Annotated in this window: 17 protein-coding genes; 12 read left to right on the top strand and 5 right to left on the bottom strand. The window is 30.5% G+C overall.

Annotated elements, in window-relative coordinates; all coding sequences use genetic code 11:
- Positions 1-2 precede the first annotated feature (2 nt).
- The 7 genes from KQI18_RS01620 to KQI18_RS01590 are packed head-to-tail and all read left to right on the top strand — an operon-like array spanning position 3 to position 4,921.
- Positions 3-314, top strand: a complete 312-nt coding sequence (locus KQI18_RS01620) for a DUF2577 family protein (protein ID WP_216465746.1) — start codon at positions 3-5, stop codon at positions 312-314.
- Positions 311-739: a DUF2634 domain-containing protein gene (locus tag KQI18_RS01615; RefSeq protein WP_216465745.1), complete on the top strand. Its 429-nt coding sequence runs from the start codon at positions 311-313 to the stop codon at positions 737-739. The genes KQI18_RS01620 and KQI18_RS01615 overlap by 4 nt, the downstream gene beginning before the upstream one ends.
- Positions 732-1,778, top strand: coding sequence for a baseplate J/gp47 family protein (locus KQI18_RS01610; protein WP_216465744.1), 1,047 nt, complete (start codon positions 732-734; stop codon positions 1,776-1,778). Before KQI18_RS01615 ends, KQI18_RS01610 begins: the two co-directional genes overlap by 8 nt.
- Entirely contained in the window at positions 1,778-2,392 is a 615-nt protein-coding gene (locus tag KQI18_RS01605; RefSeq protein WP_216465743.1) for a putative phage tail protein, read from the top strand. Before KQI18_RS01610 ends, KQI18_RS01605 begins: the two co-directional genes overlap by 1 nt.
- Positions 2,392-4,497 carry a phage tail protein gene (locus KQI18_RS01600; RefSeq protein ID WP_216465742.1) on the top strand — a complete coding sequence of 702 codons (2,106 nt, stop codon included), beginning with the start codon at positions 2,392-2,394 and terminating at the stop codon, positions 4,495-4,497. Before KQI18_RS01605 ends, KQI18_RS01600 begins: the two co-directional genes overlap by 1 nt.
- A complete protein-coding gene (locus tag KQI18_RS01595) occupies positions 4,494-4,784 on the top strand; it encodes a hypothetical protein (protein WP_216465741.1) in 291 nt (96 codons plus the stop codon). The genes KQI18_RS01600 and KQI18_RS01595 overlap by 4 nt, the downstream gene beginning before the upstream one ends.
- Positions 4,784-4,921: an XkdX family protein gene (locus tag KQI18_RS01590; RefSeq protein ID WP_216465740.1), complete on the top strand. Its 138-nt coding sequence runs from the start codon at positions 4,784-4,786 to the stop codon at positions 4,919-4,921. The genes KQI18_RS01595 and KQI18_RS01590 overlap by 1 nt, the downstream gene beginning before the upstream one ends.
- 68 nt (positions 4,922-4,989) lie before the next feature.
- Here KQI18_RS01590 and KQI18_RS01585 read toward each other — a convergent pair whose 3' ends face one another.
- Both KQI18_RS01585 and KQI18_RS01580 read right to left on the bottom strand, forming a co-directional pair.
- Positions 4,990-5,628 (bottom strand): NAD(P)H-dependent oxidoreductase, encoded by a 639-nt coding sequence (locus tag KQI18_RS01585; RefSeq protein WP_216465739.1) that lies wholly within the window; start codon positions 5,626-5,628, stop codon positions 4,990-4,992.
- 27 nt (positions 5,629-5,655) lie between these two features.
- A complete protein-coding gene (locus KQI18_RS01580) occupies positions 5,656-6,120 on the bottom strand; it encodes a MarR family winged helix-turn-helix transcriptional regulator (protein ID WP_216465738.1) in 465 nt (154 codons plus the stop codon).
- 240 nt (positions 6,121-6,360) lie between these two features.
- On the opposite strand from KQI18_RS01580, the gene KQI18_RS01575 reads away from it, so the two are divergent.
- A complete protein-coding gene (locus KQI18_RS01575) occupies positions 6,361-6,909 on the top strand; it encodes a cob(I)yrinic acid a,c-diamide adenosyltransferase (protein ID WP_216465737.1) in 549 nt (182 codons plus the stop codon).
- 114 nt (positions 6,910-7,023) lie between these two features.
- Here KQI18_RS01575 and KQI18_RS01570 read toward each other — a convergent pair whose 3' ends face one another.
- Both KQI18_RS01570 and KQI18_RS01565 read right to left on the bottom strand, forming a co-directional pair.
- Positions 7,024-7,479: a hypothetical protein gene (locus tag KQI18_RS01570; RefSeq protein ID WP_216465736.1), complete on the bottom strand. Its 456-nt coding sequence runs from the start codon at positions 7,477-7,479 to the stop codon at positions 7,024-7,026.
- 351 nt (positions 7,480-7,830) lie between these two features.
- Entirely contained in the window at positions 7,831-8,274 is a 444-nt protein-coding gene (locus KQI18_RS01565; RefSeq protein ID WP_216465735.1) for a helix-turn-helix domain-containing protein, read from the bottom strand.
- A 325-nt stretch (positions 8,275-8,599) separates the two neighbouring features.
- Here KQI18_RS01565 and KQI18_RS01560 point away from each other — a divergent pair, with 325 nt between their 5' ends.
- A complete protein-coding gene (locus tag KQI18_RS01560) occupies positions 8,600-8,809 on the top strand; it encodes a helix-turn-helix domain-containing protein (protein WP_216465734.1) in 210 nt (69 codons plus the stop codon).
- Positions 8,810-8,891: 82 nt separating this feature from the next.
- Positions 8,892-10,289: a cell wall-binding repeat-containing protein gene (locus tag KQI18_RS01555; RefSeq protein WP_216465733.1), complete on the top strand. Its 1,398-nt coding sequence runs from the start codon at positions 8,892-8,894 to the stop codon at positions 10,287-10,289.
- A gap of 73 nt (positions 10,290-10,362) precedes the next feature.
- Here KQI18_RS01555 and KQI18_RS01550 read toward each other — a convergent pair whose 3' ends face one another.
- Positions 10,363-12,750, bottom strand: coding sequence for a leucine-rich repeat domain-containing protein (locus KQI18_RS01550; RefSeq protein ID WP_216465732.1), 2,388 nt, complete (start codon positions 12,748-12,750; stop codon positions 10,363-10,365).
- 525 nt (positions 12,751-13,275) lie between these two features.
- On the opposite strand from KQI18_RS01550, the gene KQI18_RS01545 reads away from it, so the two are divergent.
- Together KQI18_RS01545 and glpK are read left to right on the top strand one after the other, a co-directional pair.
- Positions 13,276-13,938 carry a hypothetical protein gene (locus tag KQI18_RS01545; RefSeq protein WP_216465731.1) on the top strand — a complete coding sequence of 221 codons (663 nt, stop codon included), beginning with the start codon at positions 13,276-13,278 and terminating at the stop codon, positions 13,936-13,938.
- Between the two features lie 155 nt (positions 13,939-14,093).
- A complete protein-coding gene (gene glpK / locus KQI18_RS01540) occupies positions 14,094-15,581 on the top strand; it encodes a glycerol kinase GlpK (protein ID WP_216465730.1) in 1,488 nt (495 codons plus the stop codon).
- Positions 15,582-15,759 lie beyond the last annotated feature (178 nt).

The following is a 15,759-nucleotide window of genomic DNA, read 5'->3' as shown; positions in this document are numbered from 1 at the left end:
TTATGGCAGATGCAATTAACGATCTTATAGGAATTATGAGAGAGGAAGGAAATATAAACTATGAAAATCCATTTCTAATTGGGGTAGTGACCAAAGGTTATCCAGATATATTGGTCAAAGCTGGTAAAGTTGAACTAAGCACAAGAAACTTGCTAGTAGATAAATGGTTGTTCGATAGAAACAGTATAGAAATATCATCTAGTCAAGATAATATAACACATAATATAAATGACAACTTACAAGAGGGCGACAAGGTAGTTATGATTAAGTCAGGAGAAAAATATATTATAACAAATAAGGTTGTGAATCTATGAGTGAATTATTTCCATTTATAACCATTCCAGAAGATTTCAAACCACCTAGCAATAAGAAGTTAGAAAAGTTTAAAGAAGTAGCATGGGATTTTGAAAAAGATGAGCCTATTATTGAGAACAATAAATTTAAGATAATAGAAGGAAAAGAAGCCCTAAAGGTTTGGATATACAAATGTATTAAGACAAATAGATACGAGCATGAGGTTTACAGTTGGGATTACGGAACAGAGCTATCAGATTTAATAGGTCAAAGGTATACTAAGGGGCTTACAGAAAGTGAGGCTACAAGGTATATAAAAGAGGCACTTGAAGTTAATCCATATATACTAAATGTAGAGACAGTGGACAGTAAATTAGAAGGTGATGTTTTGAGTGCCAACGTAAAAGTCACAACTATTTACGGGGAGGTGGAAGTAAATGTATAGTAAACAGACATATGAAGTCATCAAAAATAGAGCGCTATCCAATATAGACTTAGATCTGTATAAAGGAGAGGGTTCTTTTTTAAATAATATGGTATCAGGGACAAGCACAGAGCTAGCTAAAATGTATATAGAATTGTCCAATATACATAAGATGGCTTTTATACAGGAGACATTTGACACCTTCCTTGATGCAAGAGTAAATGAATTTGGTATTTACAGAAAAATGGGCACAGAAGCAACTGGAGAAGTTGAGTTTATAGGTAAGGAAGGTACTCAATTAAGCAATGGTACAATAATCTCTTATAATGATCTTATGTATGTGGTAATTAAAGATGTAGTTATAGGATCAGATGAGGGAAATATTTCTCCAGTACAAGCATTACAAATTGGCATTGAATATAATATCCCTGCTGGTACAGAGTTTAAGCTTGAAGAAGAAATTAGAGATATAGAAAAAATAATTAATGCTAAGGAATTTACAGGCGGAACTGAGATTGAAGACGACGACGAATTAAGAGAAAGATTTTATAGAATTCAAAGAGATCCGGCGACATCAGGTAATGTAGCTCATTACGAGCAGTGGGCATTAGAAGTCGAGGGTGTATACGATGTAAAAGTATACCCTAGATGGGACGGTCCCGGCAGTGTAAAGGTCATGGTATTAGGGAGTGACAATGTAGCAGTAGACGAAGAAATTGTTCAAAGAGTAAGAGGTCATATTGAAGAAGAGATGCCTGTAGGGGTTTCACTTACAGTATTTACTCCGAGCAATCTAGATATAAACGTAAGTGCTTCTATCGAGGTTGAGATGGGTTATACACTAGAAACTATAAAGACGCTATTTTTAGAAAGTATAAGTGACTATCTTAGAAACGTAAGAGAAGAAATTGTTTTTACAAAAGTAAGTGCAATACTTGGAATTACTGAAGGGGTAAAAGATTTTACCAATCTTAGTATTAATGGAAGTACAGAGAACATACCTGTATCTGAAGATAGGATACCAAAAATTAATGAGATAGAATTTAAAGAGGTGGTTTAATGAAGTTAATAGATAAACTACCATCGTTTGAACACAACCCTGTAGGTTATGAGATACAGGGTTCTTTTGATAAAGAATTAGAGATACTATCGAATGTAAAACAAGAGACATTTGACCAACTATTTGTAGATACGGCAACATGGGGGTTAGATTATTGGGAGGATATACTCTCAATAAAGACGGATACGAGAATAAGTTATGAAGTTAGAAGAAGTAATATCAAAGCTAAGATGAGAGGTAGAGGAACTACGACTAGTGGAGTGTTGAAGAATATTTGTGAAGCTTATATAAAGAATGATGCAATAGTTAGACAGCATCCTAATGAATTCATAATTATGCTTGACCTTATAGTAAACAACACAGATTATAATACTTTATTAGAGTTAGATAAATTTATTGAAAAGATAAAGCCTTGTCACTTAAAACACAGATTTAACATGATATTACAGAGTGAAGACAACAGTTATATTGCTATCATATGCAATAGTGGAGATGACACAACGATATATCCTTGGTTTCCAAGTGATATAGAATTAAGTACTGATATAAAAATTGGAGTGTCTAACAATATAAGTGTAGACAACACAACAATATATCCGAGAGAGGTGATTTAATGGCACAGCAAAAATACTACACAATTCTTACAGAGGTAGGAAAGAGTAAAATAGCAAATGCAACCGTACTAAATGAAAAAGTACAATTTTCTAAGATGCAATTAGGAGATGGCGGTGGCAGCCAATATGAGCCACATGAAAAACAAACAGCATTAAAAAATAAAGTCTGGGAAGGCAGTATCAGCAATGTAAAAGTAGACGAAAATAACCCAAACTGGATAGTAGTTGAAACTGCAATACCAGGAAATGCAGGAGGTTGGACTGTCAGAGAAGTCGGCATTTTTGACGATGAGGGTGAACTTCTGGCTATTGGTAAGTACCCAGAGACTTATAAACCTGTTGCCGATGACGGTTGTGTTAAGGATTTGTTTGTTAGAGTAATCCTAATGGTAGTAAATACATCTAGTGTTGCTCTAAAAATAGATCCTACTGTAATACTTGCAAGTATGAAGAATTTAGATGATTTAAGGAAAGAGTTAAATGCTAAAGTAGATGCGACAAAGACAGAGTTAAATACGAAGATCGATGAAGTTAGAAGTGATTTAGATAGTATAGAGCTAACGGGAACTAAGGTTAGTATTGAGGATGTAAAGAATAATTTTGCTAGTACAGATGTAGAGGGAGCTTTAAAGGAATTAGCGGATTCGGACAATAGTTTAGAAATTGCAATCAACAATAATAAATCAGAATTAAATGGAAAGATTGATGATTTAAAGCAATCTGTAAGTAGTGGAAAACAGTTAATCGCTACCGCCACTACTGGTAGAGGTGTTCCTACAAATGGTAGCGATTCGTTTCAACATATGGCGGATAATATAGATAGTATTAAGACTAAGTTGCCGATTTTGGAGGATGATGTTGGAGTTACTGAGGATTCTGAGGGTAATGTATATGGAGTTATTAGGTATGATGCTCTACAAAGTTATGGAGAAGCTAGTACAAGAACCAAGGTTGTCTGGGAAAATTCGTTTGGATCATCTTTAGTTATTTTGAATGTATATGAAAGTGGTAATATACTTATAAAATATGATACTAGTACTAATTCTCGTTTAGCGTTATTAACAATAGGAAACGATATTTTATGGGAAATTGAGGTTGAATTAGTTGGTAAGTACTACTACTACAATGAGAAAGTATATTTAGGGACTTCTACATCAAATAAAGTATTAAAAATTTTAGTTGGTTCGGATCAAGTTATTGAATATACTACTAATTTTACTAATCCAATAGGTAGCATTGTAGTAGATAAAAATGATAACGTATTAATTACTGATATTAATAATAATTATAGCAGATCTATTATAAAATTAAATCCTAATCTTGAATTGTTATGGAAAAATGATTATGGTAATCTTATTAATCCTATAAGATTAGATAGCATGGGAAATATTATCGTAAGGGAAACCTCCTCTTCTCGACCTTCATTATATAAATTAAATCCTGAAGGTGAAACTTTATGGAAATTGACAAACTATTATATGGATTCTGTTAATTTAGATAAATATGGAGGTATTTATGCAACTAGTAGGTATGAAGGAGGAGTACAAAAATTTAGTTTAGAAGGAGAGTTACTTTGGAAACAAGGTGGATCTAACACTACTTTTTTATTTATAGATAATCATTTAGAATATTTGTATTATTATTCATATTCTAGTAGTAGTACTTATTCTAAAGTAATTTACAGGTTAAAGTTTGATGGTGAAACTTTATGGAATGTCTCAATATATGGGTATAGAAGCTATTATGCCATGCCAAATGGAGAAATTTATTTTACTACACAAAAAGAGGGGCATTATATTTATAAAGTTGATAACCTAGGTAAAAAATTATGGAGTTATACTATGGGATATAATCCAGATGTTTTATATGTTGATCTAGAGGAAAACATATATGCTACAAATGAAACTAGTAGTATTTTAAAGATAAATAAACATCGCGATTTAATTTGGACCTTAAAAAGGAGTATCCCTACTTCTACTCTAGTATCTAATGAGAAGGGGTATTATACTTTATTAATAGCTCAAGGTGGAACATTAGTAAAACTCAGAGATAATTATGTGTTAGAAAAAGTAGCAGTATTAAAAGAAAGAGAGGTAACAAAATGAAATTTTTAGGAAATTTAGAACAAATAAAAGATAATAAATACAAAGTTGGTTTAATACACTATAAACCAGAACTATTACAAGATACAAGTAATGGTATATTAGTAGACAAGCTACCAGAACCAACTCAACAAGATGGTAAGGTAGCAGTATTATATATAGATTTAGTTACAAAAGAATCATTCTATGAATACGAAGACATTCCAAAATCAGAAGAAGACGAAATAGAGATTCTTAAAAAACAAGTCGCAGATTTATATTTCATGCAACTACAAGGAGGTACTAACTAATGAATTGGTATTTTAATATAAATTACTTCTATAACAATAAGTTATGGACGATAGATCAAGTTAAACTAGCAGTAGAATTAAACAAGATAACAGAAACAGAATATAAGGAAATAACAGGAGAGGGCTATACTAAGTAGAGTTTTATTTTTATTTAAATTAAAAAAGACCAAATCATATCACGATTTGGTCTTTTTACTATTTAAAACTAAAACTCCCTAGCTAACTTAGAAGCCTTATCCTTAGCTTCACCCATAATCTCAACTTTCTTATCAGGTGCTGCATCGATTCCATCAATATGGATAGCCTCATAATCAAATATACCGAAGAATCCCATCATATGTTTTAAATACGCATCTCCAAAATCTACTATAGGAGCACCTTCAGAACGGTCGTAAACTCCGCCACTTGATTGGATATGAAGTACTTTCTTATCTTTAAGTAGACCTACAGGGCCTTCAGCAGTGTACATAAATATTTTTCTAGCTACACATAGTATATCTATATAAGCTTTTAACACTGGAGGGAAGAATAGATTCCACATTGGATTTACAAATACTATTTTATCTGCCCCTATAAATTGATTTAATAATTCGTCATTTCTTCTAACTTTCTCTTGATCTTCTTTTGATAAAGTTTCTATAGACTCACCACTTTTTAGAACAGACCAAGCGTCAAATATATCTTGATTTAAAAATGGTATCTCGTCTTTGAATAAATCTAAAGTCTCTATAGTATCGTTTGGATGGTTAGCTTTGTATTCATTTAAGAAATGCTCTCCAACGTTTATTGATTTTGATTTCTCGCTTGTTAGCGGACTTACAGTTACATATAATAATTTTGCCATAATGTTTACATCCTCTCATATTAAAATTTAATAATTATCTGCTAAATCTTCAAATAGCTTGTATATAAATTCAAGCTCTTCATCATTGTACTTTTCAAAGAGTTGAGTCTGTCTGCGAACCTCATCTTCATGCCTTTTAGCAGCGAGTTTGAAAAGGTTTTCACCTTTGCAGGTTAGTTCAAGTTCAAATTCTTTTAGATTTTCTCGTTTACAATTTAGCGAGATCAAATCCTTTGATTGTAGCTTTTTACAAATCTTTGATGTAGCACCTCTAGTCATTAGCATTATATCTGATAACTCACTTTGATTGATTCCTTTGTTTACTCCTATATGGTAAACAGATTGGATTTCAGATAATGTTAAGTTATTTTCTAAATCAATTTTTTTTGAAATTACTTGTATAGCTTTTTTTGTTTCTTCCCTAGTTGTTTCTCTTTCTCTAAGGAATTTAAAAAGGCTAGCTAAAACTTTTTCAGTATTGATACTAATCACCTCAATATTGTTTCCTGGAAACTATTTTACTAGAAAAAATATTTTAAGTCAACATTAAATGATAAATATTATCAAATAAAATTATTTCGCAATAGTTATATATATTAAATAACGTTGAAATTTCAAGATTTTATTTCTAGTATAATTTATAACCAAAAAAGTACTGTAGATTAAATGATATTTGATGGGTATAATTAAATTAGCAGAAAAAATTAAGTAATAAAGATTGGAGTGATAGCAATGGCTAATTTATATACTAAAACAGGGGATAAGGGGCAGACAAGTTTATTTGGTGGCAACAGAGTAAAAAAGGATAGTTTAAGAGTAGAGAGTTACGGAACGTTAGACGAAGCAAACTCTATGTTAGGTCTTGCGTACTCTCAAATTACAGATGAAAAAACTAAAGAATATTTAGATATAATTCAGAGAAGAATTTTTAGCGTTGGGGCAGAGCTTGCGAGTGATGATAAAGGTTTAAGGATGCTAAAAGATAAGGTGACTGAAGAAGATGTAGAGATCTTAGAAAAAATAGTTGACGAATGTACAGAAATAGTAGGAGCTCAGACTAATTTTGTAATTCCTGGAGTAAATCTTTCTTCATCAGCTCTACACGTTGCTAGAACAATAGTTAGAAGGGCTGAAAGATGTGTTGTAAAATTAAAGAGAACAGAAGATGTAAGACCAGAAGTTGTAAAATATATAAACAGACTTTCAGACACAGTTTATGCTCTTGCAAGACTAGAAGAACACAGAAGTTCAAATAAAGATGCGACTAGAAATTTATATTAATTCTAGAATAGAGTAAAAATTCAAAATATAATAATTTAAACAACATGATATTTAAAATCAAAATAATAAAGAGCTGTATCAAAACCGATTACTCGTTTGATTACAGCTCTTTGTTTACATTTTACTAACTAAAATAGCTATTTTAGCGTCTGGGTTGTAGCTTATTTGAACGATTTGATTCTTCTTAAGGTTTTGAAGATCTTCACCGCCGTAAGCTATTTGTAATTTAACAGGAAGTTTACCTTGTTTTATTATCGCAACATAATCTTTTTTGCCTTTTTTATCAAGACTTATCAAATTACCAGCGTATGGTTTGAAGTTTTGGTACTTCTTACTTGAGCTTCTTATGTAGAAGAAAGCTCCAACAGCTACTAAGATATTAACTCCAAGTAATATCCATCCATTGATCTTAAGGAAATTACCTCCTAATAGCACTATAAACATTAAAACAATTGGGATAATAGCTTTTTTCATAAGTAATTTCCCGATAATTTCGTTAGCCTTTTTCTCAGGGCCGCTCATAGTCTTAGATCTTGCAAATGACTGTGCGAATTTGTCCTTTAAGCCCATTTCAATCCTCCTAATCCAATAATAATAATTTAGTTATAATGACGATATTGTGGCTTAGAATGCATGTACTTTTTATATGTAAATACACTCAAAACTATATCGATATAAAGCAAAACATAATAGATATTTTAACATATATTTGCAGAAAAGAAAATGACCGTAGAGCAAATATATAATTTAAAATACTTATTCTATCAATAAATAATATTCTAGGAGTCGAATATACAATTTTTGTATGTTTAATTGAACATTGTATCAAACTTTATATTTATAATTAATGATAATAAAAATCTATGTACAGTCGATTTTGATGTAAAATCGTATCACATTAGGCGAAAAATAAGATTAAACTTAGCTTTCATCCTTGCTTGAGTTATTGCTATTATCACAGGCAGTCTCATTATCACAAATATCTTCGGTTATAGTGTTTTCAAGTTTTTGATTTTCAAAAATTTTAAGTTCAATCATGCCTTCAATCTTTATTTTGTCTTTTTCTGTAAGTTGTCTAAATAATTTTATGATGTTTTCCTCGTCTTTAGAGATCTTAAAATTAGGGTAATCTTCAGAATCCTCTTTAATAACATTAACTCTTTTCGGATTTAAATCTAAACACAATAGATAGTCAGTAGTTACGTCAAAATACTTAGCAATAGATTTTAGAATTGTGTAATTAGGTTCTCTTAAATCCTTTTCATATTTACTTAGATTGTCAAAGTTCAAAGTCTTCATCAATTTATCTTGTGTTAAGTTGTGATCTTTTCTCAATTTAGCAATTCTTTTTCCTAATGTATCCATAGTAACCCCCTTTTCGAAAGTCAAAATGACTTTATATATTTTTAGAATATAGTATTTAATATAAAATAAAGTCTAATTGACTAAAAAAACATTGACTTTTAGTCAAATTGACATTATAATATAATTATTGATACGAATTCATATCATAATTTTAGCATATATTTGAGTTAAATTGGAAACTGTTTTATTTTGATGTCTTTTTATAATATTTACTAATGCTTTATAAATATACAGTACTGAAAATACATACAAAAGCTTTTTAGTAAATACTGTTAAAATCTTAATCAAACTTTTTATGGGAATCGTATTTAAGGAGGTCTTAAAATTGGCGGATAGAAAAAAAGATATCCCGATGTTTGGAATAAACGTGAAAAAGAGACTAATTGATATGAGAATGACACAAAGACAACTAGCAAAGGACATAGGCGTTAGCGAAAACTATTTGACAGATATACTTAGTGGCAGGAGATCTGGTAAAAAGTATAAACCCTTAATTTATAAAAAATTAGGTCTTGAGGATCCAGATTTACTATAAACTATAACTACTTACATATTTTAACAATCTCCCTTTAAAGTGTATAATGGAAATGATAACTTTTTGGAGGGGAGGAGTTTTAATGAATAAAAAATTGAAGGCAATAACAGCATTAGGTTTATCAACTATCTTCTTTTTAGTTAATATACCTCAAAGTGATGCTTTAGAGTCAGTTTCAGAGATAAAGGGTAAAGACAGATACGAAACTGCAGGAAAAATAGCAGATATGCAGAGTTACAGCACTGCAATTCTTGTAAATTCAGATAACAGTTTAGCAGATGGTTTAAGTGCAAGCAGTTTAGCAGGTGCAGCAAATGCCCCTATATTACTTACAAAAAAGAGTACCATTCCAAATTCGACGGCTAAAAGATTAAATGGTGTAAAAAAGATATATTTAGTTGGTGGTGAAAATTCTATTGATAAGTTGATTGAAAAGGAGTTAAATAATCAACATATTGTAGTGGTACGAATAAGTGGTATTGACAGGCTTTCAACTAGCTACAATGTGGCTAATGAGGTAGGTAAGATTAAAAAAATTGATAAAGTGATACTTACTAATGGTTTTAAAGGAGAAGCAGATGCCATGAGTATTGCTTCGGTTTCTGTAAGAGATATTACTCCAATAATACTTACAGACGGAAAAAGTGTTACATATAATACAGATGGCAAAGAAACTTTCGCAATAGGTGGAAGCTCATCTATCAGTGATAGTTTAGTCAATAAAGTAAAAGCCACTAGAATCGGTGGTTTAGATAGATTTGATACAAACAAAAAGATAATAGAGAAGTTTTACTCAGGAACTGATAAATTTTACATATCAAAGGCTTACAATCTTGTAGATGCATTGTCTGGCTCTACTGTGGCAAAGATTAAACCTATAGTATTAGTTGCGCAAGGATCTGATAAAAGTATATTAAAATATGCTTCTGAAGTAACAGCTTTAGGTGGGATAGACAGTGTAACCATAGATGAATGTATAAATATAACGAATGGTATTGGGGAAGTAGGTAATGGAAAAGTTATTAGCCTTGCCGAAGCTACCGAAATGGCTAAGATATTTTTTGCAACAGATGTGGTAAAAGATGATTATGTAAATGGACTTTTTGATCCATATATAATCAAAGAAAGTATTACTATAAAAGATCAAGGCAAGGAGTATTATGCATTTACAGGTATAGATGAGGGCAATGACGTGCTAGGTCAAAAATATCTTTGTATAAATAAGAGTGATAAATCAGAAATGTGCGCGTATCAGTATGCATTTACTGGCAATGGTTATGAATTAATTAGATACGATATGAACTCTTTCGATGAGGCATTAGAGTTTCTTTATAATCAAAATCCAAATTTAAAAGAAGTGCAATATAAAGTGTTTGAAAACTTTGACCAAGATTATACTAACTATAGTATTAATGCGTATAACATGGTAAACGGAGTTAAAGAAAATTATGGTTGGTTTTTCGTTCCAATTTGGAAATAAGAATATATAGTATTAAAAAAGGCTGATAACTAGATGGTAATCAGCCTTTTTTATAAAATAGTTTTAATTTTGATTAAGGATTAAATATAGTTAATTTTTTAGAAATTTTAACTGCAGTCTCATATCTATCTACTCCAGCAATTCGCTCTTTATTATCTACTTTTAGATTATCCTCTATTTCTTTAGATACAGAATCATATCCTCCACTAATTAATAAACTTTTAATAGACCATTCACCTATCTTATTAGATGTAATGCTATTTAATTTGGTTGGCTCAGTTAACATTATTGGAGCTTTGAATTTTGAAGAAAGAGTATTTACTGTTAAAGCATCTGGAAAATTTGTTCCATCTGCTAAAATAATATATTCTGCATTTCCAGCAACTTTTCTAAATTCATTACCAATTAATTCTGCAGTTTCATATCTATCAGATCCAGCTAATCTACTAATTTTATTTACTCCTAAATTATCTTCTATATTATTTGATACAGAATTATATCCTCCACCTATAGTTACATCATTTATACCCCAGGTTTTTATCGTATCTTTAGTTGATTTTGTAAGTATATTTGGTTCAGTTAGAAGTATTGGTAGTCTTTTTTGAGAAGCAAGAGTTGATATTGTAATGGCATCTGGGAAGTTTGTTCCATCAACTAGCATAATTTCTGACTTTTTACCTGTTATTTTTCTAATCTCATTTCCTATTAATTCAGCAGTTTTATATCTATCTTGACCAGCTATTCTTGTAACTGCATAGTCCTTTAATTGCCCTACTACTTTATCTGATACAGAATCTGTACCACCTGTAATTATTATTTCTCCTGTATTTAATCTTTTAATCTCAGATAAAGTTTTTTCATCTATACTATCTTTTTGAGACAATAGTATTGGAGCTTGCTTTTCATTTGCTAATACTGATGCCGTAAGTACGTCAGAATATTTATCTCCGCTTGCCAGTATTACTGTCTGAGGTGGAATCGGTGGTTTAGGATCTGGATCAGGATCTACTGAACCCCCACCATTACCTCCACCAGATGTTTTTACAGTATAATCTTGTTTTATTAATCCATTATAGATTATTTTAGTCTCATCGTGCTTAAAATTATATTTAAATGTTCCAGTTTCATTTAAGTTTTTCCATGATATATTTCCGTTTCCATCATAATTACCAGTAGGAGTAATATTATAAACTTCATTTAAAGTTAACTTATCACCGCTTGATAAATTTATAGGCGTTTCAGTTTGATATTCATTGGATTTTAGAGTAACTGAGGACAGATCAATTATTTGATCAGTTACACTAGAGTAATCTAAAGATAATAGATTTTCTAGTGGACTAATATCACTAATTTTATTAGAATCTAAATATAAATATGAAAGAGAAGTTACGCTTTTCAATGGATTAATATCACTTATTTTATTTGAATCTAAACTTAGAGTATTTATAGATGTCAATTTTTCTAAAGGTGTTATATTACTTATATTGTTAGATGATAAATCTAAAGTTGTTAGAGATGTTAATCCCTTCAATGGGGTAATATAAGTAATTCCGTTATTATGTAAAACTAGTGAAGTTAAAGAAGTTAAATTTTCCAATGAACTAATTTCACTTAATTTGTTATTACTTAAATATAGAGTTGAAAGTGATATTAATCCGCCTAATGAATTAATATCACTTATGTCATTATTATTTAGATTTAAAGATATTAAAGATGTTAAATTTTCTAAAGGATCAATTTTACTAATTTTATTAGAATCTAAAAATAAATACGATAAAGATTTCAAATCTTCCAATGGTGAAAGATTGCTAATTTTATTAGAATCTAAATTTAAATTTATCAAAGAAGTTAAATTTTTCAATGAACTAATATCGTCAATTTGATTATTATTTAAATACAAATAACTTAATGAAGTTAGACCTTCTAATGCTGTAATATCACTTATTTGATTATTATTTAAATACAAAGTAGTTAAAGATTCTAAATCTTTCAATGAATTAATATCATCACTTATTTGATTATTATTTAAATACAAATAAGTTAAAGATGTTAGATCTTCTAATGGACTAATATTACTTATTTCATTTGATTCTAAATTTAGAGATTCTAAAGATTTTAATCCTTTCAATGGACTTATATCACTTACTTTGTTATTACCTAGAAATAAATGTTTTAATGATGTACAATATTGTAACTCTTGGATATTTGTAATATTATTATTAGTTAAATCAAGTGATTCTCTTTCACTTAATTTTTCTATAGTTATAGGTTTTTCTATATTATTTTTAATTAAGGCCTTTTCTAATTCGGGGTCTTGTATGTTTATGACGGTTTCCTTTGTATTTATGCCTTCTACTGCTACATTATTATTTAGTGTATGTGCGTTTAATGTCGGTGTATTGCTTACAAATACTGATATTACAATGAATAAACTTAATGTTTTTTTATATTTCCATTTCAATTTGTATGTTAAACCTCCTTAATTTTTGTATAATTTATATTTACCAATCTTAATTCATATGCTAAACCTCCTTAGTTTTTGATATATTTAATAAATAAATTTCAATTCATTTATTAGCACCTCCTTAATTTTTCGATATAGCTAATTTATTTTAATATATATTTAGCAAAATAGTGGCTATAATGTTGTAAAAGGCTATTTTTATGTTGTGAATAGTTATCTTGCATTTACACAGCGTATGATAAAGAAAATAATGTATGCATTCGAATACGCTTTTACTAGCGAAAAATTTGTCAGAATATTAAGGAAAAACATTATATCTTTATAAATTTAATTAAGATATAATGTATATATGGTATATAAAAAGGCTTGTAACTAAATGGTAATCAGTTTTTTTATACAGATATACTAAGAGACAACATAGGTATAGCAGACTGTATTCAAATAATGTATTTTATAGAACAATCGAATTACTTGGTTTTGAATTAACTAACAATTTAGTAAATCAGAAGGAGAAGTGATGTATTGTTAAGAAAAGGGGATTTTATTTGGATTGGGGTATTGTTTATATTTATAGCAGTATTAGCATTTCCAAGCTCTCGAATAGTGTTTATTGATGTAACTGAAGCACATCCTTACATTGGAGGTTTTTTCAAGTTTGCTGTTTTAGCTACAATGGGAGATTTGTTAGGGGCTAGGGTTTCATCAGGACACTATAAAAAACCAGAAGGTTTCGTACAAAGGGTAGCTGTATGGGGATTTATAGGAGTTGTTACTACTTTAGCGCTTTCGATATTTCCGGCTGGGGTGGCATTTGCGCAAGGAAAAGGCATGTTGCCTTTAGATGGGAATATATTTTTTAAAGCTCTATTTACAAGTATGGTGATGAATATTGTACTATCACCAGTAATATTTATGTTCCATAAGTTTACGGATACATATATAGATACAAAATATACAATAAGGGATAACAAGATTACTCTTAAGGATATTGTTGATAAAATAGATTGGTTTACTTATGTAAACTTTAGCCTATTTAAGACAATACCATTTTTCTGGATACCATGTCATACTATAGTATTTTTATTTCCGGCGGAGTATAGAGTTATAGCGTCAGCATTTGCATCAATAGCACTTGGGCTTATTTTAGCACTTGCGAATAGTTCTAAAGTTTCAGCGGTCAATTAATTTATTTATCTATGTAACGAATACAAGAAAATAAATATAGAAATGTAAAAAATTATCTGAGAGTTTAATATCAGATGATTTTTTTATTTTTATATTGAATTAGTGTAAAATAATCTTATAATAAAGTTTTCTAAGTTATGTAAAGGAGAGTTTTTATGGAAAAAAAATATATCATGGCACTTGATCAGGGAACTACAAGCTCTAGAGCTATAATTTTTAATAAGGAAGGAGAAATTGTGAGGGTCGCTCAGAAAGAGTTTTCTCAAATTTTTCCAAGGGCAGGTTGGGTAGAACACGATGCAATGGAGATATGGGGATCACAAAGTGGTGTTTTGAGAGAAGTAATAGAAACCGCAGGTATCAGACCTGATGAAATAGCTTCAATAGGTATAACAAATCAAAGGGAGACTACAGTAGTTTGGGACAAGCATACTGGAAAGCCGATATACAACGCGATAGTTTGGCAGTGTAGGAGAACTTCAGAGTTATGTGATGATTTGAAACAAAGAGGTCTTGAAGATGAATTCAAGGAAAAGACAGGCCTTTTAATTGATGCATATTTTTCCGCAACTAAATTAAAATGGATTTTAGACAATGTAGAAGGATCTAGAGACAGAGCGCGAAATGGCGATCTACTTTTTGGTACTATAGACACTTGGCTTATATGGAATTTGACTCGTGGAAAAGTCCATGTGACTGATTACTCAAATGCGAGTAGAACAATGATGTTTAATATAAATACATTGAAGTGGGATGAAGAAATTTTAAATGAGCTAGATATACCAAAGTGTATGTTACCAGAAGTAAAGCCTTCAAGCTGCCTTTATGGATACACTGATGATCATATGCTTGCTGGTGCTGAAATACCAATATCTGGGTGTGCGGGGGATCAACAAGCGGCACTGTTTGGACAAACTTGTTTTGATGAAGGAACTGCAAAAAACACATATGGTACAGGATGTTTCCTTCTTATGAATACTGGTGAAAAACCTGTAAGATCTAAAAATGGTCTTCTGACGACAATAGCATGGGGAATTGACGGTAAGGTCAACTATGCTCTTGAAGGGAGTATATTTGTCGCAGGAGCATCCATTCAGTGGCTAAGGGACGAATTAAATTTGATCAACTCCGCAGAAGAGAGTGAAATGTATGCTAATAGAGTAGAGGATACTGATGGTGTTTACGTAGTGCCAGCTTTTACTGGGTTAGGGGCTCCATATTGGGATATGTATGCGAGAGGAACTATATGTGGATTGACTAGAGGCTCTAGTAAAGACCATATAATAAGAGCTACACTAGAGTCTATTGCTTACCAAACCAAAGATGTACTACAAGCTATGCAAGAAGACTCGGGTATCGATCTTAAATCTCTAAAAGTCGATGGTGGGGCTAGTAATAACAATTTTTTAATGAAGTTTCAGTCAGATATCCTAGATGTAAAAATCTTTAGGCCAGAAATTGTAGAGACAACAGCTCTTGGAGCAGCTTATCTGGCAGGTCTTGCAGTAGGATTTTATAAAGATAAAGATGAGATTGCTTCACAGTGGAAGATTGACAAAGAGTTTGAACCAGATATGATTGAAGGCGTAAGACAGGAAAAATACGAAGGATGGAAAAAAGCTATTTCTAGGTCATTAGGATAGATATTCAGAAATAGTTTTAGATAATATAAATATAACGTTCAGTAAATTAAAGATATTATTAAATAATATAAATTATTTTATTTGATATATTTATATATAAAAAGCTGGAGAGCATACGAATAGATTGAGTGACATATAGACTACTGTCTATCTATCAATAAACTCGTACACCCTCCAG

The organism is Metaclostridioides mangenotii (assembly GCF_018917235.1).
Classification (GTDB): domain Bacteria; phylum Bacillota; class Clostridia; order Peptostreptococcales; family Peptostreptococcaceae; genus Metaclostridioides.
This window is presented reverse-complemented; position numbering and strand designations above follow the sequence as displayed.